Here is a 26,347-nt window from a genome sequence, read left to right on the forward strand (position 1 = left end):
CCGGTGGCCTGCGGCCGGAACACCTGCGGCTGGCCCCGGCCACCAACCGCAACCTGGCGGCGGAGGTGAGCCACTGCGAGGCCCTCGGCAACGAGCAGCTGGTCACCTGCCGGCTGCTGGAGGGCAGCCACCTGGTGCTGGTGCGGGCCACCCCCGAACAGAGTGTGACCGTGGGCCAGACCGTCCATCTCGACGTCGACCCCACGGGCTGGCGCCTGTTCGACGGACTCGGTGCGGCCCTGCTGCCGGCCGAGGCGACGGCGCCGCCACGGCAGGAACCCCAGCTGCCCGCCATCAGCCACTGAGCCCTACTTCACCCAGATGACGCTGCAGCCGGGGCCGCCATCCCCCGGCTCGGCATCGCTGACCCGCTCCACCCAGGCCAGGCCGGAGAGCCACTCCCTCAGGCCCCGCTTGAGCTTGCCGGTGCCGATGCCGTGGATCACCCACACCGGGCCGTTGGCGCCCCGCAGGCGCTCCTCCACCGCCGCCTCGGCCTCGTGGACCCGCAGGCCGCGCACGTCGACCGTGTTGCCTTCGGTGCGCACCTCGGGCCCGCGGCTGCCCGGGGAGCGGCGGCTGCGGATGCGCACCTGGGGCGGCGGCTCGGGGGGTGCCGGCTTCTCGCCATGCAGCCCCTCGATGCCGGCGAGTTCCACCGACAGCCGCAGCACGCCGCAGCGGACGCTGAGCTCACTGCCGTCGTCGGAGATCGCCAGCACCTCGGCGGCCTTGCCCAGGGCCAGCAGCCGGATGCGATCACCCACCCTGGGCCGCCAGCCGCCGTGGTCGCGCCGCTCCGGCAGGGGCCGGTGCTGCTGCTCGAGGTGCCGCAGCCGCTGGCCGGCCTGGCGGGCCGTCTCGCCGGCCACCCGCCCGCCGGCGCGCACCTCCTGGCCCACCGATCGCAGGCGGCGGATCAGCCGCCGCACCTCCCCCTGTCCCTCCCGGATCGACAGCTCCAGCCGCTGGCGGCGCTGCTCCTGCAGTTCCGCCGACTGCTCCTTCTGCTGCGACCAGCGCTGCAGCAGTTCCTCGTGCAGCAGCTCGGTGCGGGCCAGAAGCGCCGCCGCCGCCTCGGCCGCCTCCTGCTGGCGCAGGCGCTCCTGCTCCAGCCCCTCGATCACCCGGTTGACGTCCCCCTCGCCGCCGGGCTCCAGCTGGGCGGCGGCCACCGCCAGCACCGCGGGGGCGAGGCCCAGGCGGGAGGCGATCGCCAGGGCGTTGCTGCGGCCGGGGATGCCCCACTGCAGCCGATAGGTGGGCGAAAGCGTTTCCACATCGAAGGCCACCGAGGCATTTTCGAAGCGGGGATCGGCGTACTTGAGCGCCTTGAGCTCGCCGAAGTGGGTGGTGGCCACGGTGAGGCGGGCGCGGTCGGCGAGGTGGCGCAGCAGGGCAGCGGCCAGGGCACTGCCCTCGGTGGGATCGGTGCCGGCCCCCACCTCGTCGAGCAGCACCAACGCCGCCGACCCCTCCAGTACGGAGCCCCGCTCTGGCAAGGCCCCAAGGATGCGGGCGATGCGGCGGATGTGGCCGCTGAAGGTGGAGAGGTTCTGCTGCAGCGACTGCTCGTCGCCGATGTCGGCCAGCACCTGGCCGCACCAGGGCAGCCGCGGGGTGCCGGCGCAGGGCAGGAACAGGCCGGCGCGGGCCATCAGGGCCGCCAGGCCCAGGCTCTTGAGGGTCACGGTCTTGCCACCGGTGTTGGGGCCCGTGATCGCCACCACCCGCAGCTCCGGGCCCACGCTGATGCTCACCGGCACGACGGGCCGGCCGCCCTCACGCCGTTCCTGCCAGAGCAGCAGCGGGTGGCGCAGATCCCGCAGCTCGAATGGAGCGTCGGCCGTCTCCGCCAGCTCGGGTCGCACCGCCCCCAGCCACTGGCCGTAGCGGGCCCGGGCCAGGCCGGCATCGATCCGCACCAGCACCTGCTGCAGATGGCCGAGCGGCTCGGCCTGCTCGCCCACCAGGGCGCTGAGTTCGCTGCGCACCTGGCGCTCCAGTTCCCGCTCCTGACCCTCGTCGTCGCGGATGCGGTTGCCCAGGGCAATCACCGCCTGGGGCTCCACGTACACCGTGCTGCCGGAGGCGGAGCTGTCGTGCACCAGGCCGCCCACCTGGGCGGCGGCCCCTGCCTTGACCGCCAGCACCGGCCGGCCGCTGCGTTCGCTCACCACCGTGTCCTGAAGCAGGGAGGCGTAGCGGCGCACCAGCTCCTGCAGCCGGTCGCGCCGCTCGCCGCGCAGCTCCAGCAGCTGGCGCCGCACCGCCTCCAGGGGGCCGCTGGCCCGATCCGCCACCCGGCCGCCCTCCTCCAGGCAGAAGTGAAGCCGCTGCTCCAGCTCCGGCAGGGTGCGCAGTTCGGCCACCAGGGCACTGGTGACCGGCCGCAGCTCGGGATCTTCGATCTGGCGCCGCAGCCGCCGCGCCGTGGCCAGGGTGGCGGCCACGGCCAGCAGCTCCTCGCCGCCGCAGCAGCCCCCCTTGGCACAGAGGGCCACCGTGGCGGCGATGTCGCCGGCCCCCTGCAGGCTCAGGCCCCCCTCGCAGAGGCCATCGAGGGCCAGCAGCTCGGTGGTCTCGAGCAGCAGGCGGCGGCTTTCGGCCGGATGGTCGGGCAGGCCGAGCAGGGCGCAGTGGCGCCGGCCGGCGGCGGTGCTGGCGAAGCCGGCCAGGTGCTCCGCCAGGCGGGGCCACTCCAGCAGCTCCAGGGTGTCCTGGTGGATCTCGCTCACAGGGGGTGCGCTCACCCAGCCGGCGCGAGGGAGATGGGGGCAGGGATGGCGGCGGCGCCCACGTTGGAGGGGATGCCGGTGGCGGGCTCGTAGAGCATCTCCAGCCAGTTGCCCTCCGGATCCTGCAGATAGAAGGAGGCGGTGCCGTCGCGGTGGTCGTGCACCGGACCCACCCGGTGGCCCTCCGCCTCGAGCCGGTCGTGCACCACCTCCACCTCGGCCCTGTCGCTGAAGTGGAAGGCGAAGTGGGGTCCTGCGGCGGTGTAGCTGGGGCTGAGCAGGGCGATGCCATCGCCATTGCCGGGGGCCTGCATGTAGGCCCAGTCCTGGGCGTCCCAGGTGAGGCGCAGCCCCAGCCCTGCGTAGAAGCGCTTGGCACGCTCCATGTCCTGGACCCTCACCGCCACGTGGCCGAGACGCGTCATGGGAAGGGGCAGCGACGGTTCATCGCTCCATTCAAGCGGGGCGGCTCAGCCCTCGCGCAGCCACTGGGCAGCGTCGCAGGCGTGGTAGGTGAGGATCAGATCGGCTCCGGCCCGCTTGAAGCACAGCAGGGTTTCCAGCACCACCGCCCGCTCGTCGATCCAGCCCCGCTCGGCGGCGGCCTTCACCATGGCGTACTCACCGCTGACGTTGTAAGCGGCAATCGGCTGCTCGCTCTCCGCCCGCAGCCGGTGGATGATGTCGAGGTAGGCCAGGCCGGGCTTCACCATCAGGATGTCGGCCCCCTCGCTCTCGTCGAGCTGGCACTCAAGGATGGCCTCACGGCCGTTGGCCGGATCCATCTGATAAGTGCTCTTGTCCTTGGGGATCGGCTTACCGGCGGCGGCCCGGGGTGCCGAATCGAGGGCTTCCCGGAAGGGGCCGTAGTAGGCGGAGGCGTACTTGGCGGTGTAGCTGATGATTCCGACGTGCTCGAAACCCTCCTCGTCGAGAGCCTCGCGGATCGCCCCCACCCGTCCGTCCATCATGTCGCTGGGGCCGATCAGGTCGGCCCCGGCCCGGGCCTGGGCCACCGCCTGGCGGCAGAGCAGGCTGACGGTCTCGTCGTTGAGCACCACCCCCTCGCTGCTCACGATGCCGTCGTGGCCGTCGCAGGAATAGGGATCGAGGGCCACATCCGTCATGATCGCCATCGCCGGATGCACCTCCTTGAGGCGCCGGATCGCCCGGGGGATCAGGCCACCCTCGTTGAAGCACTCGCTGCCGTCCTCGGTCTTGAGGCCATCGGCCACCTTGGGAAACAGCACCACGCAGCGGATGCCCAGATCCCAGGCCCGGCCCACCTCGGCCACCAGGCCCTCCAGGCTCCAGCGCTGGGCACCGGGCATGGCACCGATCGGTTCGTTGGACGCGCCCTCGTGGACGAAGAGGGGATAGATGAAGTCGGTGGCGCTGAGCTGGAATTCCCGCACCATGGCCCTCAGGGCCGGCGTGCGACGCAGCCGGCGGGGCCGATAGGTGAGCTCCATGGGGACGATCAGACTGGCCGGATCCTACGGAAAGCCATTCCGGCGCCTGAACGACGGCCAGGTTGGGGGTTCAGAGCAGGGCGGAGCTGATCCAGTCCTTGCGGGGGTCGACGCTGCGGGCCTGCCGCAGCTGCTCCAGCAGGTCCCGCTCCCGGGGGCTGAGGCTGTCGGGAAGCCTGAGGGTGGGGGTGAACAGCAGATCCCCCCGGCCGTCCTTCACCGGCCAGCCCTTGCCCTTGAGCCGCAGGCTGCGGCCGAGGGTCATGCCGGGGGGCACCTGGATGGTGGCTTCGCCATCGGGGGTGGCCACCCGCACCTCACCACCGAGGGCCAGTTCGTCAATGCTCAAGGGGAGTTCGGCCCGAAGCTGGTCGCCATCGAGGCGCCACACGGGGTGGGGCTGGAGCTTGAGGGTGAGATACAGGTCGCCGCGGCGTCCAGTACCGGGCTGCAGATTGCCCTTGCCCTTGAGCCGCAGGCGGCTGCCGTCCTTCACGCCGGCGGGGATGCGCACCTGCACCCGCTCCTCGTTGACGGCCAGGGTGCGCTCGCAGCCGCGGAAGGCATCGGCCACCGGCAGGCTGATCGTGGCTTCCGCATCGAGCTGCACCTGGGTGGAGCGTTCGGCTCCGCCGCCACCGAATCCGGAGGGGAAGCCACCGGGAAACCCGCTGCCGAAGCCGAAACCGCCGGGGGCACCACCGGCGGCCGCACCGCCACCGAAACGGCCCAGCAGGTCGTTGATGAAGTCGTCGAAGTTGCCGTAGCGGCCGAAGTCGACATCGACGCCGGGCGCGCCACCGCCACCGCCCATCTGGTTCCAGTACTGGCCGAACTGCTCGTAGCGCCGGCGTTTCTCGGGATCGGAAAGCACTTCATAGGCTTCGCTGATCTCCTTGAAACGGGCCTCGGCGGAGGCATCGTCAGGATTTACATCCGGGTGATACTGACGGGCCAGCTTGCGGAAGGCGCGCTTGATGCCATCGGCATCGGTGCCCCTCTCGACTCCCAGAACCTTGAAATAGTCGCGGTACCCATTCACGCTCATCTCGTCACGCTCATGTCGCCAGGGCGCCCGTCACCGACCAACCCGGCGATTCTCCCAGTCCTGGCGTGGAATTCACAGGTCCCGGCAGGGCGGAAGCCCGTACGGGCCAGGGGGAGCGGCCTAGATTTTCACGTCTGTCCACCCGCCGATGCGCTTGTCGTCCCCCTCCAGGAAAGCCCCCCGGGCGGCGCGGCTGAGGCCCCTGCTGCTCATGGGCGGACTCCCCACCCTGCTGGGCTGCGTGCTGGCCTTCCCCCCCCCTGGCCATGGGGGCCAGGCCGGAGGATCCACCACCCCCACACTGGGGGAAGCGCTGGCTCCATCCGGCAGCGCCCAGATGGAGCTGACCGAGCACCTGCGGCGCATCGGGGCCCTCTTCTATGGCGCCTGGTGGTGCCCGGCCTGCTTCCGCCAGAAAAGCCTGTTCGGCCAGCAGGCGGGTGATCGGCTGCCCTACGTGGAATGCGACAAGACCAAGGAGGGTCGGGAGCGCTGCCAGGAGGCGGGCATCAAGGCGTACCCCACCTGGGTCCTGGGCAGCAAGCGGCTGGAAGGGGTGCAGACGATCGAGGAGCTGAAGCGCTGGAGTGGTTTTGCCAAGGCTCCGGCCGGGGGCGCCCCCTGAGCGGCACCCTGGCGTGCATTAGCGCCTGCGGAAGGTGCCATCCAACGGGTTGCTCAGGTGTGGACATCCAGGTAGACGGCCCTGCTGATTTTGCTACAATCATTAAACCCATTTCTGCAGAACACTGAAACCTGTCTGGAGCCAATCTCCTCACCTCAGGGACATGAAGGAATCAACACTTCCGGCCCGGGAACCGAAGTTTTCAGCGCCCTTTTTTCAGATCCTCATAAAGGTTGAGGTATTTTTTCAGGACGATTGTTATTCAGGACACCTTTGGGATGTCAGTCGTTCCGGGGCCTGCATCCGCAGCTTCCAGCAGGTTCCCATGGGAGCGCCGGCCCAGATCCGTTTCCACGACCCCTCCGAGCCGGAGTTCATCGAAGCCGGGGGAGAGCTGATCTGGATGAACCAACTCAGGGGCGCCCACTACTCCGGGCTGAGATTTGAGGAGGGCTTCGACATTTCCAAGACGTTTCTAAGGTTGTTGGTCAAAGCGGACCCTTCCTGAAGCGGAATGCCAAAGCTCCCCCGCAAGCCGTCCAACATGTTTCCAGCCATGACTGAGATGCCCTTGAGTCACATCTGGTCAGACAGTTTGAGAATCTCCAAGGAATTACTTCCATAAGGTTCCCCCGTCCTCTCTGGGTCAACGGAACAGCTGCCATGAACCTGCGCCATTCCACCCTCACAGCCACGCTTTGTCTGGGCATGGTCGCCACACCGGCTCCCGAGGCGGGTCAACCGGCCCCGCCGGGGTTGGCCACCGGCCTCGCTTCCTGACCGGGGCCCGCTTCTCCGACACCGGCACCCGGCACCATCCCAGCGCCGAGGCCGGCGCCGGGAGCCACCCCGGCTCCGGAAGCCGGTCCCCCGAGTCCGCCTGGATTGGGCCGGGCATCGCTGTCAGCGGGAAGGGCCGCGGCAACAGCCAGCGCCGCGACCGCCGTCAGCATGAACTCCTTGCAGCGTTTCATCGTCGGGTCGCGGGAGAGAACCGCGTCCTAGCAATGCTGTCCCTGAACCGGCCGCCCACACACTGAAAAGGGCCCTTCCAGGCCCCATGGGTCATTTGGGTGACAAGGCTGACCTCACCCCGTCTCCGTTAAGAGTGTCAGGCAGCCACGGGGGCGGCTTGACGGGAGAAACGAACGATGTTGTTCGCTGTTACGGGTTCGCTCTTACCGAGCAGGCTTCAGTCACCCTCCTCATGCCCCGTCGAAACCATTGCAGCCCCGCGCTTGGGTGGGGGGAATGGAGCTGAGCGGAATCGAACCGCTGTCCGAGACACTGGTGTGGACCACCTAGTTCGTCCGAAGACGAGCCTGTTCATCTTGCCACCTTCGGGCCGCCGGCCAGCCAGCAGCATGGGGGGATGGCCACCCCCTCCCCGTTCGACGTCATCGCCGTGGTTCCCCCGGGGCTGGAGGAACCGGCGGCGGCGGAGCTGTCCGCCCTCGGCGCCCTTGAGGTGCGCCCCCTGCGGCGCGCCGTGGGCCTGCGGGCCGATGCGGCCACCTTCTACCGACTGCATCTGCAGGCCCGGCTGCCGTTCCGCTTCCTGCGCCAGCTGGCCCGCTTCCCCTGCCGCGGCCGCGAGGAGCTCTATGACGGCGTGCAGCGGGCCGCCGACTGGGAGCGCTGGCTGCCGCCCCAGCTGAGCTTCCGGGTGGAAGCCAGCGGCAGCGTGCCCGGCCTCAACCACAGCCACTACAGCGCCCTGCAGGTGAAGAACGCCCTGGTCGACCAGCAGCGCCATGTGTGGGGGGCCCGCTCCTCGGTGGACCTGGACGATGCCGACCTGGTGCTGCACCTGCACCTCAGCCCCGGCCGCCCCGGCGGCAGCGGCCCCGAGGCGGTGCTGAGCCTCGATGGCGGTGGCGCCAGCCTGCACCGGCGCGGCTACCGGGCCGCCATGGGCCTGGCCCCGCTCAAGGAGAACCTGGCCGCCGGGCTGATCGCCCACACCGGCTGGGACGGGACCGTGCCCCTGGCCGATCCCTTCTGCGGCTCGGGCACCCTGCTGATCGAGGCCGCCTGCCGGGCCCTCGGCCGCGCCCCCGGCCTGGAGCGCTCCTTCAGCCTGGAGCGCTGGCCCGATTTCGACGCCGCCCTTTGGGAGCGGGAGCGGGCCGCCGCCGTGGCCATGGCCCGCATCAGCCTCCCCGATGGGGCACCCCTGGCGGCTGTGGTGGGCATGGAGCGGGATCCGGCCGTGCTGGCCATGGCCCGCAGCAACGCGGCGGCGGCCGGCGTGGCCGACTGGATCGACCTGCAGGAGGGGGACGTTCGCGATTTCCAGCCCCCCGAGACACCCGGAGTGCTGGTGTGCAACCCGCCCTACGGCGAGCGGCTCGGAGCGGACGACGACCTGGAGGCGCTCTACGGCGACCTGGGGCGGATGCTGAAGGAGCGCTGCGGCGGCTGGACCCTGTGGCTGCTGAGCGGCAACCCGGCGCTCACGGGGGCCCTGCGCATGAAGGCCAGCCGCCGGGTGCCGGTGAGCAACGGCGGCATCGACTGCCGCTGGCTCCGCTACGACGTCCGCTGAAGCGCACCTCAGCCCCGTTGCTTCAGCAGCGCTGCTAGCGGTAGGTCCTGCCTCCGCCGCCGCCAGCCCCCATGACCTCTCTCTTTGATGCGCTCAAGCAGGAGGTTCTCGCCGTCGAGAAGGATCCGGCCCTCGACACCGGCCAGGCCACGATGGCCCTCGTGCAGGAGTGGCTGGCCAGCCACGAAGCCGAGCTCAGCGCCCGCAAGGTGGCGGACCCCACGGAATTCAACGGCACGTTGATGCAGTGGTTCCACTGGTACAGCGATGGCGACGGCGGCCACTGGCGGCGGCTGCGCCAGGAGGCGCCGGCCCTGGCCAGGGCGGGCATCACCGCCCTGTGGCTGCCACCGGCCGGTAAGGGGGGCAGCGTGTGGGATGTGGGCTACGGCACCTACGACCTGTTCGACCTGGGCGAATTCGACCAGAAGGGCACGGTGCGCACCAAGTACGGCACCAAACAGGAGTACCTGGAGGCCGTGCAGGCCTGCCGCGCGGTCGGGATCCAGGTGTACGCCGATGTGGTGTTCAACCACAAGCTCAACGCCGACGACCAGGAGCAGTACCGGGCCACCCCCTACGACCCCGCCGACCGCAACCGGCCCCTGGGGGAGGAACGCACGATCAGCGCCTGGACCCGGTTCCGCTTCGATGGCCGCGGCGACCGTTACTCGACCATGCAGTGGCACTGGTACCACTTCGACGCCGTCGACCACAACAGCCTGGAGCCCGACTTCAGGGCCATCTGGCGCACCCAGGGGGCCGGCTTCGAGGGCAACGTCGACCTGGAGAAGGGCAATTACGACTACCTGATGGGCAGTGATCTCAATGTGAACCACCCCGAGGTGCGCGGCGAGCTCAAGCACTGGGGCCTCTGGACCCTCGACCACGTGGGGGCGGACGGCTTCCGGCTCGATGCCATCAAGCACATCGCCAGTGACTTCTTCCTCGACTGGATCAGCAGCCTGGAGGAGCATGCCCAGCGCGATCTGTTCGTGGTGGGGGAGTACTGGACCTACAACATCGAAAGCCTGCACTGGTATGCGGCCAACACCGGCGGCCACATGAGCCTGTTCGATGCGCCGCTGCACATGAACTTCCACCAGGCCAGCCGCAGCGGCGGCCATTACGACATGCGCCGGCTGCTCGATGGCACCCTGATGCAGCAACTGCCCCTGCTGGCGGTGACCCTGGTGGACAACCACGACACCCAGCCGCTGCAATCGCTGGAATCGGTGGTGGAGGCCTGGTTCAAACCCCTGGCCTACGCCGTGATCCTGCTGCGCGACCAGGGCTATCCCTGCATCTTCGGTGCCGATTACTACGGCGCCGACTACACCGACAAAAAGGACGGCCAGGAGCACCGGATCGTGCTGCCCAGCCACCGCTTCCTGATCGACCGCTTCCTGCTGGCCCGCAGCCACTGCGCCTATGGCCCCCAGTACGACTACCTCGACCACGTCAACACCATCGGCTGGACGCGCCTGGGCAGCCCGGGCCACCCCGGGGCCCTGGCGGTGCTGATGAGCGACGGGCCCGCCGGCCACAAGTGGATGGAGGTGGGGAAGCGCCACACCACCTTCCGCGACCTGACCGGGCACATCCAGGCACCGATCACCACCAACGGCGACGGCTGGGCGGAATGGCACTGCCCGGGGGGGTCGGTGTCGGTGTGGGTGGAGGAGGCGTCCCTGGCGGGGATGGGGGTGACGCTCTGACGCCCGGCCGGGCCTCAGGACTTGCCGGTGATGGCCCGGGTGGTGCGGATCAACCCGGCCGTGGTCTGCGGCAGGTAGGGGCCCTTGAGCATCTGGCCGCCGATGCGCAGGCTGAGGCCGGCCAGCACCACGTCGATGGCCGCCACGGCCGCCGCGGCCTGCAGCCAGCTCAAGGCGAAAGCCTCCCGGATCCAGAGCAGCAGCACCAGCTCGGCCGCCACCAGCGCCAGGGTCATCAGGGTGAGGCCCATGCCCAGCATCACCCCACCGCCCACCAGGCGCCGCTTTTCCTTATCGGCCTCCTGCAGGGCGATGCGCACATGCAGGTCCATCACGGAACTGATCAGCGCCGTGACGCGGGCGAAGTTCTGGCCGCTCATGCCGACCGCCGACCCGAGGACAGCAGCAGCCCCACCACCAGCCCCACGCCGGCGGCGATGCCGAGGGCCATCAGGGGCCGTTCCCGCACCGGCTTCTCGATCCGGGGGCGCAGGGTGCTGTTGAGGTCATCGAGCAGGTGCTCGAGCTGATCTTCCAGGGGGCGCAGGGCGTCCACCACGTGCCCCGCCTGTTCACCGGTGACATTGACCAGATCCAGCAGTTGCTGCTTGACGCCGGTGGCGGTGACGCCGCTCTGGCGGCTGATCACCTCCACCACGTGATCGAAGCTGCCCCGGGTGGCCTCCAGGGTGTGGCGGGCCACGTCGGGCCACTCCTTCTGGATGCTGGGCAGCTGGGTCTCGAAGCGGTCCCGGAACTGCTTCTGCAGGCGCTGGGCCTCACCGGACCCTGAGGGTTCCGGAGCCGCGATCTGGGCGGGGTCCGTGGCGGGAGGGGTGGTATCGGTTTCCATGGGGGGAATCTGGTGGCGGGGCCGACGTGGCTTCACCGTAGAGAGGGTGACTTGAGTTCGTCAGCACCTCGGCTAAAGTGCCGCTGCCTGATGCATGAGCCCGTTGGTTCACATCAATCAGGTTGAGCTCACCCACTTCAAATCCTTCGGCGGGTCGATGGCCATCCCGCTGCAGGAAGGCTTCACAGTGGTCACGGGGCCGAACGGTTCGGGGAAGAGCAACATCCTCGATGCGGTGCTCTTCTGCCTGGGCCTGGCCACCAGCCGGGGCATGCGGGCCGAGCGGCTCCCCGACCTGATCAACAGCGCCATGCTGCGGGAGGGGAAGGCGGCCGAAACCAGCGTCACCGTGCGCTTCGACCTCGGCGACTGGCAGCCGGACAGCGCCGAGGAGGGGCTGGAGGTGCCCGAGCAGGGTCCCTGGCTGCAGCGGGGCCAGCGGGAGTGGAGCGTCACCCGGCGGCTGCGGGTGGCCCCCGGCGGCACCTACAGCAGCAGTTTCAGCGCCGATGGGGTGCCCTGCAACCTGCAGCAGCTGCAGACCCAGCTGCGGCGGCTGCGGGTCGATCCGGAGGGCAGCAACGTCGTCATGCAGGGCGACGTCACCCGCATCGTGTCGATGAGTGCCCGCGACCGGCGCGGCATCATCGATGAGCTGGCCGGCGTGGCCCTGTTCGACTCCCGCATCGAGCAGAGCCGGGGCAAGCTCGATGAAGTGGTCGAACGGCAGGAGCGCTGCCGCATCGTCGAGCAGGAACTGCTGGCGGCACGGCAGAAGCTCGAACGCGACTGCGCCAAGGCGCGCACCTACCAGGAGCTGCGCGAACGGCTGCACCACGGACGCCTGCAGGAGCAGGTGCTGGCCTGGGAGGAGGCCCGCACCCACGGCCTGGCCCTGGCCGGCCGCCTGGAAAGCCTCGACCTTCAGCAGGAGCGGGAGCGCGAAGCGATCGTCGCCACCGAAGCCGAGGTGGTCGCCGCCGCCGCCGCCCTCGAGCAGCTGCAGGCCGAAGTGAAGACCCTGGGCGAAGACCAGCTGCTGACGGTGCAGGCCGAACTGGCCGGCCTCGAGACGAGCGGCCGTGAACTGGCCCGCCAGGCGGAACGGCATGGGCACCAGGCCGAGGAATTGCAGCGCCGTCGCCAGGAACTGCAGCAGAACCAGGCCGAGTTGCGCCACCAGCGCCAGGCCCTCGATGGCCAGGCCGACGACGGCGCCATCGCCCGGGCCGAAGCCCTTTGCCGCGAGGCCGAGGCGGCGGTGGAGCTGTCACGCCGGCGGCTCGGGGAGGTGGCCGGACGCTCCGGCAGCTGGCTGGAGAAACAGCAGGGCCGCAGTCACCGGCGCCAGGAGCTGCAGGAGCAGCTGGAGCCCCTGCTGGCCGAACGGCAGCAGCTGGAGGAACGGCTGCGGCAAGCCGGCGAGCGGCTCCAGGAACTTGGCAGCGAGGAGCAGCAGGAAGACGCTGCCCAGGCGGAGGGCTCCGCCGCCCTCGCGGCCCTGGCGGAGCAGGAACGCGCCCTGCTGGCCGGCCTGGAGGACCGCCAGCGCCAGGCCCAGGAGCTGGCCGAGGCCCTGGCGCTGCAGCAGCGCACCCGGGCGCGGCTGGAGCAGGAACAGACCGGCCTGGAACGGGAGATCGCCCGCCTCGACAGCCGCCGCGAAACCCTGCAGGAGAGCCGCGGCACCGGCGCCCTGCGCCTGCTGCTGGAAGCGGGCCTCGAGGGGATCCACGGCTCGGTGGCCCAGCTGGGCGAGGTGGAGGAGCGGCTGCGGGTGGCCCTGGAGGTGGCGGCGGGCGGGCGGCTGGCCCAGGTGGTGGTGGAGGACGACCGCATCGCCGCCCGGGCGATCGAGCTGCTCAAGAGCCGCCGCGCCGGACGGCTCACCTTCCTGCCCCTCAACCGCATCCGGGGCGGCAGTGGTGGTGGCGGCTCGGGGGCGGCCGCCCTGCAGCGGGGCAACACGGGCGCTTCGGCCGGGGCCGGCGGGCTGGTGGGGCGGGCGGTGGAGCTGATCCGCCACGAACCCGTCTATGCCGATGTCTTCCGTTACGTCTTCGGCGACACCCTGGTGTTCGCCACCCTCTCCGACGCCCGCCGCGAACTGGGCCGCTGCCGCGCCGTGACCCTGGAAGGCGAACTGCTGGAGAAGAGCGGCGCCATGACCGGCGGCAGCCTGCAGCAGCGCTCCGGCCAGCTGGGCTTCGGCCGCAGCAGTGAGGGCGATGAGACCGAGCCCCTGCGGCAACGGCTGCTGGAGCTGGGGGAGAGCCTGCTGGCCTGCCGTCGCCGTGAAGCCGAGCTGGGCCGGAGCCTGGAGGAGGCCCGGCCGGCCCTGCTGGAACTGCAGCAGCGCCAGGCCGCCCTCCAGGCCGAACGCAACGCCGCCGAGCGCACCCTGGCCCCGCGGCAGCAGCGCCGCGACCAGGTGAGCAGCCGGCTGCAGCAGCTGCAGGAGGCGTTTCAGGCCGATGGCCGCCGCATGCAGACCCTCGATCAGACCCTGCCCCCCCTGCGCCAGGCCCTGGCGGAGCTGGAGGAGGCCGAGCGCCTCGCCAGGGGCAACGATGACAGTGCCCGATGGCAGGGCCTGCAGAACGAGCTGGAGCGGGCCGACCAGGCCCTGGTGGAGGCCCGGCGCCAGCGGGATGGCCTGGAGGCGGAGCGGCGGGAGCGGGCCCTGGGCGCCGAGCGGCTGGGCAGCCAGCTGGAGGCCCTGGCCGGGGAGGAGCGGCGGCTGGTGGAAGCGGTGCAGGCCCTGGTGGGGGAACGCCAGCTCTGGAAGGAGCGGCAGCAGGCGGAGCAGGAGCGCCGCAGCGTGCTGGAACAGCAGCAGAGCGAGCTGCAGACCCGCTTCGGCGAACGGCGCCGCGCCCGCGATGGGGCCGAAGCCCACCTGGCCGGCCAGCGCCAGGCCCTGCAGCAGCGCCAGTGGGAGCTGCAGCGGCGCCAGGAGGAGCGGCAGGCCCTGGCCGAGGAGCAGCGCAGCCACGGCATGCGGCTGGCCCAGATGGAACGGGAGCTGCCCGAGCCCCGGCCCGAACTGCCCGAGGACCTACGCGAGGGAGGCCTGGAGGCCCTGCAGCAGAGCCTGCGCCAGCTGCAGCAGCGCATGGAGGCCCTCGAGCCCGTCAACATGCTCGCCCTCGAGGAGCTGGAGCAACTGGAGCAGCGGCTGGCCGACCTGGACGACCGGCTGGAGGTGCTCAGCAAGGAGCGGGAGGAACTGCTGCTGCGGATCGAAACGGTGGCCACCCTGCGCCAGGAGGCCTTCATGGAGGCCTTCCGGGCCGTGGACGGCCATTTCCAGACAATCTTCGCCGGCCTCTCCGACGGCGAAGGACACCTGCAGCTGGAGAACCCCGAGCAGCCCCTCGAGGGAGGCCTGACCCTGGTGGCCCACCCCAAGGGGAAGGCGGTGCGGCGGCTGGCCTCGATGTCGGGAGGAGAGAAATCCCTGACCGCCCTGAGCTTCCTGTTCGCCCTGCAGCGCTTCCGCCCGTCCCCCTTCTATGCCCTCGATGAGGTGGACAGCTTTCTCGATGGGGTGAACGTGGAGCGCCTGGCCGCCCTGATCGCCGCCCAGGCCGACCAGGCCCAGTTCATGGTGGTGAGTCACCGCCGGCCGATGATCGCCGCGGCCACCCGCACCATCGGCGTCACCCAGGCCCGCGGCTCCCATACCCAGGTGGTCGGTTTGCCGCCGGCGGCCTGAGCCGACCGCGTGGGCCACAATGGGCCGACCAGGCTGTTCCAGGCCGTGAAGTCGCTCCCGTTCCCCCTGCCGTCCAGCCCCGATCTCCGGATTTGACCTCCCCGATTCCCCCCTCCACCGAGCCCGCCGCCAGCAGCGACCGCCTCTGGTTGCGCTCCGAACTGATGGGTACCCAGGTGATCACCCGGGACACCGGCCGGCGCCTGGGCGTCGTCGGTGAGGTGGTGGTCGACATCGACCGGCGCGAGGTGGTGGCCCTGGGCCTGCGCGACAACCCCCTCACCCGCTTTCTGCCGGGCCTGCCCCGCTGGATGCCGCTGGATCGCATCCGCCAGGTGGGGGACGTGATCCTGGTGGATTCGGTCGATTCCCTGGCCGAAAGCTTCAATCCCGAGCGCTACAGCAAGGTCATCAACTGCCAGGTGATCACCGAATCGGGCGAGCAGCTCGGCCGGGTGCTCGGCTTCAGCTTCGACATCGAAACCGGTGAGCTCACCACCCTGGTGATCGGAGCCCTCGGCGTTCCCCTGCTGGGGGAAGGGGTGCTGAGCACCTGGGAGATGCCGGTGGGGGAGGTCGTCAGCAGCGGCCCAGACCGGATCATCGTCTACGAGGGGGCCGAGGAGAAGCTCAAACAGCTGGGCACCGGCCTGCTCGAGAAGCTCGGCATCGGCGGCGCCAGCTGGGAGCAGGAGGAGCGGGATCGCTTCCGCTCCGGGGCCGTTCCCGCCGAGAACCAGCTGCCCGCCGGCCAGCCCACCGCCCAGGAGCAGCGGCGTATCCAGCCGGCCGCCAGCCGCAGCTTCCAGCCCAGCGAGGAGCTGGAGTATGTGGAACTGGAGGAACGGCGCGAGCGGGAGCCCCTGCGCCAGCGCCGCTACCTGGACGACGACCTGCCCGAGCTGCGCCAGCGACCCGAACCCCGACCGACAGCGGCCAACCCCTACGGCCAGGAGAGTGGGCGCAACCCGGCCCGGTATGACAACCGCTACGACGACGAGCGCTACGAAGAGGATCGCTACCCGGAGGAGCGCTACGACCGGGAGCGCTACCGGGCCCCGGTCGACCCCCCAGGGCGGGACTTTGCTGAGCCTGAGCGCGAACGGGAGCCGCTGCGGGCCGAGCGTCCCCAGGCCCCGACCCCCCGGCCGAAGGAGCCGGTGGATGTGGAGCCGGAGATCCTCGACGATCCCTGGTGAAGCCCCCGGGGGGCGGCCTCAGCCTTCTGAGAAGCGCAGCGACGCCGAATTGACGCAGTAGCGCTGGCCGCTGGGGGCCGGGCCGTCGTTGAAGACATGGCCGAGGTGGGCGTCACAGCTGGCGCAGCGGATCTCGGTGCGCTCCATGCCGTGGGTGCGATCGCTGTGGGTGGTGATCGCTCCGTCGCTCACCCCCTGCCAGAAGCTGGGCCAGCCGGTGCCGGAATCGAACTTGGTGGCGGAACTGAACAGCTCGCTGCCGCAGCAGACGCAGTGGTACATCCCGGTGGCCTTGTTGTTCCAGTAGGCACCGGTGAAGGCCCGTTCGGTGCCCCCCTCGCGGGCCACCCGGTATTGCTCGGGCGTCAGCCGGGCCCGCAGGTCAGCCTCGTCGACGCTCTGGAGGGGGGTTGATTCGCTCGACGGCATGGTCGCAAACCCCACAGGGGACAATGGTGAAGCCAATCCTATCCAGATCGCACGGGCCGCCCCGGGCGCTCCGGCGGCGGCAGCAGGCCCCGCACCATCGCCGCCACGGCCGCCACGGCCCCCGGCGCGCCCCGCAGGCTGCGCAGGTCGTCGGCCATGGCCGCCAGCCGCTCGGGATGCGCCAGCCAGTCGGCCGCCTCGGCGGCGATCTGGGCCGGCTCGATCGGCCCCACCCGCTCCGGCACCACGGCACGGCCGGCGGAGATGTTGGGCCAGGCCAGGAAGCCCCGGTGGCGCATGCGCCAGGCGGTGAGGGCCACCCCCACCAGGCGCCGCAGCAGGGGCAGCCGGGCCAGAAGCCCAAGCCAGCCGTCCCAGGCCTGCATCACCGCCAGGTGCTGGGTGGGCACCAGCACGATCATCGGCACCGCCAAGGCCCCCAGTTCGGCGGTGTTGGCCCCCACCGTGGTGAGCGCCAGGGCGCACTGGCTCAGGGCGGCATGGGCGGGATGCTGCTCCACCAGCAGGATGCGGGTGCCGGCCGCCGTGACCAGCTCATCCCCCTGCCGATGGGGCTCGCCGGCCCCCTGGCGCCGGTTGAGCGGATTGGACGGCCCGCCGTAGGCCAGCAGCTCCCGCACCGAGGTGGTGGGCGCCACCGGCAGCAGGAAGCGGCAGCCGGGCCGCAGGGCCGCCAGCCGGTCGGCGGTTTCGAGCAGGAAGGGCACCCCCACCAGCAGCTTGGCCCGCTTCGAGCCGGGCAGCAGGGCGACCCAGTCGCCGGGGGGGAGGGGATCGTCCTGACGGGCGAGGGTTGAAAGATCGGCCATCAGGTCACCCACCACCGTGGCCCGCTGCCGCCAGCGGGGCGCCAGGCGGCCGGCGGCGGTGGGCCCCATCACGGCAATGCGGTCGTTCCAGCGGGGCCAGCGGGCCACCCACTCGGCGTAGGTGAGGTGGCGGTACCCGAGACGGGCCGAGAGCAGCACGGTCCAGAACTGGTCGCCGCCGAGGAACACCACCACGCCCCGCTCGGGCCAGGGGCCGTGGCGGCGGGGCCGCAGCAGCATCCACCAGAACCGGGAGGCCGGCAGCACCCGCTCGAACAGGCCCCAGCCATCGGCCACCCGATGCTCCGCCCCGGTGGCGTTGGGGCAGGGCACGAGCACCAGCCGCAAGCTGGTGCTGGCGGCGGGATCGCGGGGCCTCAGGGGCACCAGGCCATGGAGCTGCTCCGCCAGGGGCCGCACCCAGGTGCTCAGTTCCCCGGGGCCGTTGCTGACCAGCACGATCGCGCTGCCGGCAGCTGGGGCGGAGACCGGCGACGACTGGGTCAAGAGAGCCGCAGGTTCCGGGGGACGGGGGTGGGAAAAGAAAAATGCGGATGGCGAGACTTGAACTCGCAAGGCCGAAGCCACACGCCCCTCAAACGTGCGTGTCTACCAATTCCACCACATCCGCGTGGCTGGCGCAGGCCGAAGCACCGCACCGGTTGAGCAATATACCCATGGGCTCCCCCCAGCCCCGAAGGCCCTTGCCGCCGGGGGGCGCCGGTGAGCACTGATACAGTCCGCCCCGGCACGGCCGCACCCCCGCCAGCCCTGATCGCCCGGACCTGCACGGATGCCCATCGGCAAACTGCTGATCGCCAACCGAGGCGAAATCGCCCTCCGCATCCTGCGCAGCTGCCGGGAGCTCGGCATCGCCACGGTGGCCGTCTACAGCACCGTGGATAAAAACGCCCTGCACGTGCAGCTGGCCGATGAGGCGGTCTGCGTCGGGGAAGCCCCCAGCAGCCGCAGCTACCTCAACGTTCCCAACATCCTCGCGGCCGCCACCTCCCGCGGCGCCGACGCCATCCATCCCGGTTACGGCTTCCTGGCGGAGAACGCCGACTTCGCCGAGAAGTGCCTCGACCACGGGCTGATCTTCGTGGGCCCCTCGCCGGCCGCGATCCTGGCCATGGGCGACAAATCGACGGCCAAGATCACCATGCAACAGGTGGGGGTGCCCACAATCCCCGGCAGCGAGGGGCTGCTGGAGGACCCCAGCGAAGCGGCCGCCCTCGCCGAGACGATGGGCTACCCCGTGATGATCAAGGCCACCGCCGGCGGTGGCGGCCGGGGCATGCGCCTGGTGCCGGACGCCGACCAGCTGGAAAGCCTGTTCAGAGCCGCCCAGGGGGAGGCGGAGGCCGCCTTCGGCAACCCTGGCCTCTACATGGAGAAGTTCATCGACCGGCCCCGGCACGTGGAGGTGCAGGTGCTGGCCGACCGGCACGGCAACGTGGTGCACCTGGGTGAAAGGGACTGCTCGATCCAGCGCCGCCACCAGAAGCTGCTGGAGGAGGCCCCCAGCCCTGGCCTGGATCCGGAGCTGCGACGCCGCATGGGCGAGGCGGCGGTGGCGGCGGCCCGCAGCATTGATTACCAGGGTGCCGGCACGGTGGAGTTCCTGGTGGACAAGAGCGGCGCGTTCTACTTCATGGAAATGAACACCCGCATCCAGGTGGAGCATCCGGTCACCGAGATGGTGACGGGCATCGACCTGATCGCCGAGCAGCTGCGCATCGCCGGCGGCGAGCCGATCTCCGTGCGCCAGGACCAGATCCAGGTGAGCGGCCATGCCATCGAGTGCCGCATCAACGCCGAGGACCCCCGCCACAACTTCCGGCCGGCTCCCGGCAAGATCACCGGCTGGCTGCCCCCCGGCGGCCCTGGTGTGCGCATCGACAGCCACGTCTACACGGGCTACGAGATTCCCCCCTTCTACGACTCCCTCATCGGCAAGCTGATCGTCTGGGGGGTCGACCGTGACCACGCCATCCGCCGCATGCGACGGGCCCTGTCGGAATGTGCCGTCACGGGCATTCCCACCACGATCGAGTTCCATCTGGCCCTGCTGGATCGCCAGGAGTTCCAGCGCGGTGAGGTGTGGACCAAATTCGTCGAGGAGGAGATGCTCAACCGGTGAGCTGGCTGCGCAGCAGGGCCAGGGTGACCAGCCCCTGCTGACCCACCAGCAGTTCCCGCAGCAGGCTGATCAGCCCCACCCAGACCACCGGCGTCACATCCACCCCGCCGATGGGCTGGATCAGGCGACGGGTGACGGCCAGCAGGGGCTCGGTGGGCGCCCCCACCAGCCGCATCACCCCCTTGGTGAGGTCCACACCCGGGTACCAGGTGAGGACGATGCGGAACAGGAACAGCAGGGTCCAGCCCGCCAGGGCCAGCCCCAGGGCCAGGTGCAGCAGGGGCAGGGGCGCCAGTGCGGGAAGGGCCAGGGCCGTCACAAAGCTCTAAGCGTCTGAAGCCCGATCGTAGGAAGCCGCCGCCACTGCCTAGGATCGCCCGAGCTGTCCGGAGCGAACGCCTGCCATGACCCCTTCCCTCGCCAACTTCCTCAGCAGCCTCGGCTGGGGCGCGGTCATCGTGGTGATCCCCATCGCCGTCGCCCTGGTGCTGATCAGCCAGAACGACCAGCTCGACCGGCGTCTCTGAGCTGCCACTTCTGCGCTGCCACTGACGGCGCTGGTACGGTCCTTAGAGTGGGGGCCAACGCCCGGGTGAACCGCCGTGGTCAACGCCAGCCTCAACTGGGCCAGCATCGTCGGCATCGTCCTGGCGGTCGGCGGAGCTTTCCTCTACTTCATGAGGAGCTTCAAGCCGGCCCTGGCCCGGGACTACGACGTCTTCTTCGCCGCCATCGGCCTTCTCTGTGGCGGCATCCTCTTCTTTCAGGGCTGGCGCCTCGACCCGATCCTGCAGTTCGGCCAGTTTCTGCTCGCCGGCACCACGGTTTTCTTCGCCTATGAGAGCGTTCGCCTGCGTGGGGTGACCACCGAGCAGGCCCGACGATCCTCCTACTTCGACGACGAGGAGCCCGCCGCCCCTTTCCGGCCGCGGGGTGGCCTGGGCGGTGGCCGCAGCTACGACGACGAGCCGGACCGCTTCGATGAGCCGGAGCCCCTGCGGCGTCGCATCCCCTCCCGCGACGAAGCCGAGGACGACTTCTACCGGCCGCGCCGTCCCAGCCGGGCCGCCATCCCGGAGCGCGCCGCCAGCCGCCGGGAGGAGCCCGACGCCTGGGACAACCCCCGCGCCGAGCGTGCCTCCAGCCGTCCGGAGCGCGATCCCATTGGCGACCGCCCGGACCGAACCGCTGGCCGCTATTCCGCCGGTGGCTCCGGCCGCTCCCAGGCCGCCGATTTCGGCGCCCGCCGACGGGACCGGGACAGTGCCCCGGAACCCCGCCGCGGCTCCCGCCCGGTGGCCGCCGTCGACACCGCTTCCCGCTCCGGACGCCGGGGCTCCACGCCTCCGGGGCCTGCCGGCCCAGCCGCCCGGGAGCCGGGCCGCCCGGGTGCACCCCAGGGCACGCCCATGGGCACACCGATTCGCGGCGCGGTTCCCGACGACGTCAGTGATGCCGACTTCTCACCCATGGCCGGCGGCCGGCCCCGTCCAGCCAGCCCCTCCAGCGCCCGGCCACAGGCGGGCGACCCCCCAGCAGGCCCTCCCGCCGGCAGCCGGGACAACAGCTCCCGCTTCGACGACTGAGCCGCTGAACACCCGGCCCCTTCAGCGACCGCGCCCCGGCCTCTCCCTGCTGGTGCTGGGACTGGTGGCCCTGCTGCTCTCCGGCTGCGGCAGCTGGAGCTGGGGGCGGCGCAGCGCCGGTCCGGTGGGCTGGGGCGGCGCCGATCGCCAGGATCCGGCCCTGAGCGGCAACGGCCGGGTGCTCGCCAGTGTGGTGCGCCGGGATGGCCGCGACACGGTGCTGCTGCAGGAGCAGCCCTCCGGCACGGTGCTGCCGCTGCGCCACCTGCAGCGGCTGGAACCACACCGGTCGCCCTCCCTGAGCTGGAACGGCCGCTATCTGGCCCTGCTGGTGCAGCAGGGTCCGGAGCGCCGGGTGCTGATCGAGGATCGGGTCACCGGACGGCTGCACCGCCTGCCCCTGCCCGGCGGCCTGGTGCCCGAAAGCCTGAGCCTGGCCGCCGATGGCCGCCGCATCGCCATCGCCACCGAGGGGGACGGCCGCTCCCGGGTGCAGCTCTACGACCTCACCAGCCTGCTGGAACCCGACCTCCCCGCCGGCCTGCCGGTGCGAGGGGCGCCAGCTGCCAGCCCATGACACTCGGCGTCCGCGGCCTTGTTCGGGCGTTGGCGGTGGTGGGCGCCCTGCCGCTGCTGCTGGCGGGCTGCCTGGCGCCCCTGCCCCAGCCCCTGGTGGGCCTCAACCAACGCCTCGAGGCGGCCGGCCCCGCCCGGGCCCCCTCCCTCTCGGGCGACTGGCTGGCCCTGATCGTCAGCCGCGATGGCCGCGACAGGGTGCAGCTGGTCGACCTGCAGCGCCAGCAACCGGTGCCCCTGCCGGGGCTGGAGCGCCCCGACGCCCAGCCCCTGAGCGTGGCGGTGGATGGCCGTGGTGAGCGGCTGGCCCTGGTGCGCCAGCTGGAGGGACGCACCGAGCTGGTGCTCTACCGCCGCAACCTGATGGCCCTGCAGCCGGTGCCGCTGCAGCCCCCCGGCGTGCCGCGCCGCGTGTCCCTGCGGGCCGACGGCCGGGAGCTGGCGGTGGAGGTGAGCCGCCAGGGCCAGTGGCAGGTGGACCTGATCGCCGTGCCCTGATCAGGGCACCAGGCCGGCCCAGTGCAGGAAGGTGTCGTGGCTGAGGGCCTCGACCAGCAGCACGGCGACGAAGCCGAGCATGGCGAAACGGCCGTTGACCCGCTCGGCGTAGCCGCTCCAGCCGAAGGCGGGCACCTCGGAGGTGGTGGCGCTGGTGGCCGGAGGTGTGGCGACCGCCGGTGGGGCGTCGGCTGAAGGGGTGGCGGAAGGGTCGCTCATCGGATCAGTCCTCGCGGCCAAAGGTATAGCCGGCCGCCGGAAGCAGGCGCCAGCCGCCGTTGCCATCCAGCTCCAGCACCGTGTCGTGGTAGGCGGTGAGGGTGGGGCGGTGGCCCACGCTCACGAAGGCCATCTCCCGCTGCACCAGCAGTTCGTAGAGGGCCTTCTCCGTGGCGACGTCGAGGGCGCTGGTGGCCTCATCGAGCACCACGAACCGGGGCGAGTTGAGCAGCAGCCGGGCGAAGGCAAGGCGCTGCTGTTCGCCGAGCGAGAGCAGACGGGGCCAGTCCTGCTTGATGTCCAGATCGGGATAGCGGTGCACCAGCTCGGGCAGGCGCACCTCCTCGAGCACGTGGCGCAGCTGTTCATCGCTGAAGCGGTCGGTGGGCTGGGGGTAGCAGAGCTGCTCCCGCAGGCTGCCCAGCAGCATGTAGGGCTTCTGGGGGATGAACATCAGTTCGCCCACCGGTGGCCGCTGCACGTTGCCGGCGGCGGGCGGCCAGAGGCCACTCACCAGCCGCAGGAAGGAGGTCTTGCCGCAGCCCGAGGGGCCCACCACGAGCAGGCGCTGGTTGGCAGTCACCTCCAGGCTGAGATCGCGCACCAGCAGGCGGTTGGTGCGGGGCGGCACCAGGTTCACGTTGCTGACCAGGATCGATTCGGGGCGCACGGCGCCGGCCCCGGCGCCCATGGCGCCCCCTGCGGAAGCCTGCTCGGCGGCCACGAATTCGGCCATCTCGGCACTGATCGACTCCACCTTGCCCTGGAAGCCCTCCAGGCGGCTAATGGAGGCGGAGAAGGCGGCCAGCCGGTCGATGTTGTTGACGATGTAGCTGACCGAGAACAGCACCTGGGAGAAGGCAATGCTGGCCTGGCCGAAGACGCCGAAGTCGACCTCCTTGGCGAAGTAGATCGGCGCGATGACCAGCCAGGGCAGGAAGCGGGAGAAGTAGTCGTAGGAGCGCTGGATGACGCTGATCAGCGCCTCCCAGATGATCAGCCGGTTGTAGTTGACGATCACGCCATCGAGGCGGCGCTCACCCTCCTTCTGCTCCTGGCGCTCGCCCCGATAAAACGCAATCGATTCGGCGTTGTCACGGATGTGAACCAGGCCGTAGCGGAAATCAGCCTCCAGTTTCAGCTGCTGGTAGTTGAGGTTCACCAGCTTGCGGCTGGCGAACACGATCAGGGCCGTGCCGCCCACCGAATAGCCGAGCAGCCACAGGGCCAGGGTCTGGTTGATGCTCCAGAGAACGATGATGAAGCTGAAGAAGGTGAGCAGGGCGGAGATGATCTCCACCGTCACGCTCAGGCTGGTGGCGGTGAAGCTGGCCGCGTCCTGGGAGATCCGCTGGTCCGGGTTGTCGATCTCCTCGACGCTTTCATCGTTGGGATTGAGAACGTAATAGGCCCGGTTGGTGAGGTAGCGGCCCAGCATGCGGCCACTGAGCCACTCCCGCCACAGCAGACCCAGCTTGGGAATCAGGTAGCTCTGGATGGCGCGGATCGGCAGGGCCAGCACCAGGCAGAAGGCGTAAATCGCGACGATCTTCCAGAACTCCTCCGCCTTGTACGCCACCAGGGCGTTCTCGATGTTCCGGGCGATGAAGCTGATGCCGACGTTGATACCGTTGATCACCAGGATCAGCAGGGCGATGATGCCGAGCAACAGCCAGGGCAGCCAGCGCCCCTGGCGCAGCTTGGCCCGGAGGCTGATGAAGGCGCCCAGGCCGGCGGCGAACAGCACCATGATCACGATGCCGATCGGCCCGCTCCAGACCGCGGCCACCTGCTCGGGCACCCCGGGCAGGAAGCGGTTGCGCAGTTCGGGAATCCAGGCCCCGGCCGCCGCCACCACGCCGGTGAGCAGCAGCAGGGTGAAGCCCACCACCACCGCCAGCAGGGCCACCACCAGGAGCAGGAACTGGCCGCTGCCGCCGCCGCCTTCGTCGAGGGGCAGGAAGTAGGGCTGGGCCAGGCGCTGCAGCTTGCCCAGCTGCTCGCGAAGGGCCTTCAGGGGGGTCATGGGCGTGGGCGGATCGCGCCATTCTCACCGCCGGCCCGACCCGGCCGGGGCCGCGGTGTTCAGCCGGTGATCAGCCGGGCGGCCAGGCCAGCGGGCGGCCGCCGATCACGTGCAGGTGCAGGTGGAACACGGTCTGGCCGGCCTCGGCACCGCTGTTGATCACGGTGCGCCAGCTCTCGAGCCCCTCCAGCCGAGCCACCTTGGCGGCCACCAGCAGCAGGTGGCCCAGCAGGGCCTGGTGCGCGTCCGTGGCCTCACCCAACTGGGCGATCGGCTCGCGGGGAATCACCAGCACGTGCACCGGCGCCTGGGGGTTCACATCCCGGAAGGCGAGGCAGAGGTCGTCGGCGTAGACCTCCTGGCAGGGAATCTCGCCGCGAAGGATGCGGCCGAAGATGGTGTCGCTGCTGGCCATGGGACGCCGGGGAGTGGTCGGGAGGTGGCACTGAACGGTTAGTGGGCTCCGAAGGGATGTTGGCACGGTGCAGCAGCGGGGCCCTGCGGGGCGTGGAGGCCCTGCCGGTGACGGTGGAGGTGGACATCGCCCCGGGGCTGCCGGGGCTGCGCGTCGTGGGGCTGGCGGATGCGGCGGCCCAGGAGTCCCGGGAGCGGGTGCGGGGGGCCCTGCGCAACGGCGGCCTGCGGGTGCCCCTCACCCGGGTGGTGGTCAACCTGGCCCCCGCCGACCTGCCCAAGGCCGGCCCCGGCTTCGACCTTGCCCATCGCCCTGGGGCTGCTGGTGGCCAGCCAGCAGCTGGCCGCCGCCGAGGTGGAGGGGATCTGGAGCGCGGGGGAACTGGGCCTCGACGGACGCCTGCGGCCGATCCGGGGGGTGCTGGCCCTGGCCCTGGCGGCGCGGCGGCACGGGGCCCGGGCCCTGGTGGTGCCGGCGGCCAACGCCACCGAGGCCGCCCTGGTGGAGGGGCTGCCCGTCTGGGGGGCCGACCATCTGGGGGAGGTGGTGGCCCAGCTGCGGGATCCGGGACGACCGCGGGGGGGGCCAGCCGTGGCGGCCCCGCCAGCGCCGGCGGCCACCGGACCGGATCTGGCCGAGGTGCGCGGCCAGGCCCATGGCCGGCGGGCCCTGGAGATCGCCGCTGCCGGCGGCCACCACCTGCTGCTGGTGGGGGCCCCCGGCAGCGGCAAGACGATGCTGGCCCGGCGGCTGCCGGCGCTGCTGCCGCCCCTGGGGCACCAGGAGGCCCTGGAGGTCACCCAGCTCCACTCCCTGGCCGGCCTGCTGGGGGAGGGGGCCGGCCTGCGGCGCCAGCGCCCCTTCCGCAGCCCCCACCACGGCTGCTCCGCCGCCGCCCTGGTCGGTGGCGGCGCCGTGCCCCGCCCCGGGGAGCTGAGCCTGGCCCACCACGGCGTGCTGTTCCTCGATGAGCTGGCGGAGTTCCGCCGCGAGGTACTCGACCAGCTGCGCCAGCCCCTGGAGGAGGGTCAGCTGTGGATCAGCCGGGCCCAGCAGCGCTGCCGCTTCCCCTGCCGGGTGCTGCTGGTGGCGGCCACCAACCCCTGCCCCTGCGGCTGGTACGGCGACCCCAGCCAGAGCTGTCGCTGCGGCGAAGCCCAGCGGCGGCGCCACTGGGGACGGCTCTCAGGGCCGCTGCTCGACCGGATCGACCTGCAGGTGGTGATGCGCCGCCCCGAGGCCCACGACCTGGGCGGGGCCTACCGGGAGGGAGCGCAGCAACAAGCTCCTGGCGGCGAATCCAGCGCGGTGGTGGCCCAGCGGGTGGCGGCCGCCCGTGGACGGATGGGCCAGCGCAATCCTGCAGGGGCCACGAACGGCCAGCTGGAGGGTCCGGCCCTCGCCGCCGTGGTGGATCCGGAGCCGGAGGCGCTGGACCTCTGGGAGAGGGCCATCAGCCAGCGGCGCCTGTCCGCCCGGGGGTCGGAGCGGGTGCTGCGGGTGGCCCGCACGATCGCCGATCTGGCCTGTGCCGAGCGGGTGACGGGGGCGGCGATCGCCGAGGCCCTCAGCTACCGCTCCTTCGACCAGGCGGTCTGAAGCCCCGCTGGGATCAGCGGTGGCGGCGCCGGTCGGGTTCGCCACTGAAGGGCTGCACACCGATCGCCGGCGGACGGTGCTGGGCTTCCTCCCCCGGGTTACCCCAG

25 protein-coding genes, 1 tRNA gene and 1 pseudogene are annotated in these 26,347 nt (G+C 71.1%); 13 read left to right on the forward strand and 14 right to left on the reverse strand.

The window, feature by feature from the left end:
* Positions 1–305: TOBE domain-containing protein (locus KBZ04_RS01715; protein WP_254990185.1), on the forward strand; the 305-nt coding region annotated here is incomplete at its 5' end.
* A gap of 3 nt (positions 306–308) precedes the next feature.
* Here KBZ04_RS01715 and KBZ04_RS01720 read toward each other — a convergent pair.
* From KBZ04_RS01720 to KBZ04_RS01735, 4 genes are all read right to left on the reverse strand, one after another.
* Positions 309–2,738, reverse strand: a complete 2,430-nt coding sequence (locus KBZ04_RS01720; RefSeq protein WP_409995921.1) for an endonuclease MutS2 — start codon at positions 2,736–2,738, stop codon at positions 309–311.
* 11 nt (positions 2,739–2,749) lie between these two features.
* Positions 2,750–3,163, reverse strand: a complete 414-nt coding sequence (locus KBZ04_RS01725; RefSeq protein ID WP_254990187.1) for a VOC family protein — start codon at positions 3,161–3,163, stop codon at positions 2,750–2,752.
* 45 nt (positions 3,164–3,208) lie between these two features.
* A complete protein-coding gene (hemB, locus tag KBZ04_RS01730) occupies positions 3,209–4,210 on the reverse strand; it encodes a porphobilinogen synthase (protein ID WP_254990188.1) in 1,002 nt (333 codons plus the stop codon).
* A gap of 70 nt (positions 4,211–4,280) precedes the next feature.
* Positions 4,281–5,258, reverse strand: a complete 978-nt coding sequence (locus KBZ04_RS01735) for a J domain-containing protein (RefSeq protein ID WP_254990189.1) — start codon at positions 5,256–5,258, stop codon at positions 4,281–4,283.
* 148 nt (positions 5,259–5,406) lie between these two features.
* On the opposite strand from KBZ04_RS01735, the gene KBZ04_RS01740 reads away from it, so the two are divergent.
* Both KBZ04_RS01740 and KBZ04_RS01745 read left to right on the forward strand, forming a co-directional pair.
* The gene (locus KBZ04_RS01740; RefSeq protein ID WP_254990190.1) at positions 5,407–5,883 is read left to right on the forward strand and encodes a hypothetical protein; all 477 of its coding nucleotides are present in this window, start codon (positions 5,407–5,409) and stop codon (positions 5,881–5,883) included.
* Positions 5,884–6,046: 163 nt separating this feature from the next.
* A complete protein-coding gene (locus tag KBZ04_RS01745) occupies positions 6,047–6,391 on the forward strand; it encodes a PilZ domain-containing protein (RefSeq protein WP_254990191.1) in 345 nt (114 codons plus the stop codon).
* Between the two features lie 229 nt (positions 6,392–6,620).
* On the opposite strand, the gene KBZ04_RS01750 is transcribed toward KBZ04_RS01745, so the two are convergent.
* A complete protein-coding gene (locus KBZ04_RS01750; RefSeq protein WP_254990192.1) occupies positions 6,621–6,857 on the reverse strand; it encodes a hypothetical protein in 237 nt (78 codons plus the stop codon).
* A 398-nt stretch (positions 6,858–7,255) separates the two neighbouring features.
* On the opposite strand from KBZ04_RS01750, the gene KBZ04_RS01760 reads away from it, so the two are divergent.
* Positions 7,256–8,431 carry a class I SAM-dependent RNA methyltransferase gene (locus tag KBZ04_RS01760; protein WP_254990193.1) on the forward strand — a complete coding sequence of 392 codons (1,176 nt, stop codon included), beginning with the start codon at positions 7,256–7,258 and terminating at the stop codon, positions 8,429–8,431.
* A 71-nt stretch (positions 8,432–8,502) separates the two neighbouring features.
* Positions 8,503–10,149 carry an alpha-amylase gene (locus KBZ04_RS01765; RefSeq protein WP_254990194.1) on the forward strand — a complete coding sequence of 549 codons (1,647 nt, stop codon included), beginning with the start codon at positions 8,503–8,505 and terminating at the stop codon, positions 10,147–10,149.
* A 14-nt stretch (positions 10,150–10,163) separates the two neighbouring features.
* Here the strand turns inward: KBZ04_RS01765 and KBZ04_RS01770 are convergent, their stop codons facing one another.
* Entirely contained in the window at positions 10,164–10,529 is a 366-nt protein-coding gene (locus tag KBZ04_RS01770; RefSeq protein WP_254990195.1) for a phage holin family protein, read from the reverse strand.
* Positions 10,526–11,002 (reverse strand): glycine zipper domain-containing protein, encoded by a 477-nt coding sequence (locus tag KBZ04_RS01775; RefSeq protein WP_254990196.1) that lies wholly within the window; start codon positions 11,000–11,002, stop codon positions 10,526–10,528. Before KBZ04_RS01775 ends, KBZ04_RS01770 begins: the two co-directional genes overlap by 4 nt.
* A 103-nt stretch (positions 11,003–11,105) precedes the next feature.
* On the opposite strand from KBZ04_RS01775, the gene smc reads away from it, so the two are divergent.
* Positions 11,106–14,720: a chromosome segregation protein SMC gene (gene smc, locus KBZ04_RS01780; RefSeq protein WP_254990208.1), complete on the forward strand. Its 3,615-nt coding sequence runs from the start codon at positions 11,106–11,108 to the stop codon at positions 14,718–14,720.
* Positions 14,721–14,812: 92 nt separating this feature from the next.
* Entirely contained in the window at positions 14,813–15,919 is a 1,107-nt protein-coding gene (locus KBZ04_RS01785) for a PRC-barrel domain-containing protein (RefSeq protein ID WP_254990197.1), read from the forward strand.
* Positions 15,920–15,937: 18 nt separating this feature from the next.
* Here the strand turns inward: KBZ04_RS01785 and msrB are convergent, their stop codons facing one another.
* The 3 genes from msrB to KBZ04_RS01800 form a co-directional block, all read right to left on the reverse strand.
* A complete protein-coding gene (msrB, locus tag KBZ04_RS01790) occupies positions 15,938–16,348 on the reverse strand; it encodes a peptide-methionine (R)-S-oxide reductase MsrB (RefSeq protein ID WP_254990198.1) in 411 nt (136 codons plus the stop codon).
* A 38-nt stretch (positions 16,349–16,386) separates the two neighbouring features.
* On the reverse strand, positions 16,387–17,685 hold the full coding sequence (locus KBZ04_RS01795) for a glycosyl transferase (RefSeq protein ID WP_254990199.1): 1,299 nt from the start codon (positions 17,683–17,685) through the stop codon (positions 16,387–16,389).
* Positions 17,686–17,727: 42 nt separating this feature from the next.
* Positions 17,728–17,809: transfer RNA gene (locus KBZ04_RS01800), tRNA-Leu, on the reverse strand.
* Positions 17,810–17,971: 162 nt separating this feature from the next.
* Here KBZ04_RS01800 and accC point away from each other — a divergent pair.
* Entirely contained in the window at positions 17,972–19,321 is a 1,350-nt protein-coding gene (accC, locus tag KBZ04_RS01805; RefSeq protein ID WP_254990200.1) for an acetyl-CoA carboxylase biotin carboxylase subunit, read from the forward strand.
* On the opposite strand, the gene KBZ04_RS01810 is transcribed toward accC, so the two are convergent.
* Positions 19,311–19,640, reverse strand: a complete 330-nt coding sequence (locus KBZ04_RS01810) for a YggT family protein (RefSeq protein ID WP_254990201.1) — start codon at positions 19,638–19,640, stop codon at positions 19,311–19,313. The two genes, accC and KBZ04_RS01810, sit on opposite strands and share 11 nt — an antisense overlap.
* Positions 19,641–19,725: 85 nt before the next feature.
* On the opposite strand from KBZ04_RS01810, the gene psbX reads away from it, so the two are divergent.
* From psbX to KBZ04_RS01830, 4 genes are all read left to right on the forward strand, one after another.
* Complete coding sequence (gene psbX, locus KBZ04_RS01815; RefSeq protein ID WP_254990202.1) at positions 19,726–19,848, forward strand: photosystem II reaction center X protein; 123 nt, start codon at positions 19,726–19,728, stop codon at positions 19,846–19,848.
* Between the two features lie 75 nt (positions 19,849–19,923).
* On the forward strand, positions 19,924–20,907 hold the full coding sequence (locus tag KBZ04_RS01820; RefSeq protein WP_254990203.1) for a Ycf66 family protein: 984 nt from the start codon (positions 19,924–19,926) through the stop codon (positions 20,905–20,907).
* Between the two features lie 64 nt (positions 20,908–20,971).
* A complete protein-coding gene (locus KBZ04_RS01825; protein WP_315860023.1) occupies positions 20,972–21,484 on the forward strand; it encodes a Tol biopolymer transporter periplasmic protein in 513 nt (170 codons plus the stop codon).
* Positions 21,481–21,981: a hypothetical protein gene (locus tag KBZ04_RS01830; RefSeq protein WP_254990204.1), complete on the forward strand. Its 501-nt coding sequence runs from the start codon at positions 21,481–21,483 to the stop codon at positions 21,979–21,981. The genes KBZ04_RS01825 and KBZ04_RS01830 overlap by 4 nt, the downstream gene beginning before the upstream one ends.
* Here KBZ04_RS01830 and KBZ04_RS01835 read toward each other — a convergent pair whose 3' ends face one another.
* From KBZ04_RS01835 to KBZ04_RS01845, 3 genes are all read right to left on the reverse strand, one after another.
* Positions 21,982–22,200: a chlorophyll a/b-binding protein gene (locus KBZ04_RS01835; protein WP_254990205.1), complete on the reverse strand. Its 219-nt coding sequence runs from the start codon at positions 22,198–22,200 to the stop codon at positions 21,982–21,984.
* A 4-nt stretch (positions 22,201–22,204) separates the two neighbouring features.
* Positions 22,205–24,226: an ABC transporter ATP-binding protein/permease gene (locus tag KBZ04_RS01840; RefSeq protein WP_254990206.1), complete on the reverse strand. Its 2,022-nt coding sequence runs from the start codon at positions 24,224–24,226 to the stop codon at positions 22,205–22,207.
* A 70-nt stretch (positions 24,227–24,296) separates the two neighbouring features.
* Entirely contained in the window at positions 24,297–24,641 is a 345-nt protein-coding gene (locus KBZ04_RS01845; protein WP_254990207.1) for a histidine triad nucleotide-binding protein, read from the reverse strand.
* Between the two features lie 56 nt (positions 24,642–24,697).
* On the opposite strand from KBZ04_RS01845, the pseudogene KBZ04_RS01850 reads away from it, so the two are divergent.
* Positions 24,698–26,240, forward strand: a pseudogene (locus KBZ04_RS01850) (YifB family Mg chelatase-like AAA ATPase).
* The last annotated feature ends 107 nt before the right edge of the window (positions 26,241–26,347 follow it).

This window comes from Cyanobium sp. N5-Cardenillas (assembly GCF_024345515.1).
In the GTDB taxonomy this organism is placed as follows: Bacteria; Cyanobacteriota; Cyanobacteriia; order PCC-6307; family Cyanobiaceae; genus Cyanobium.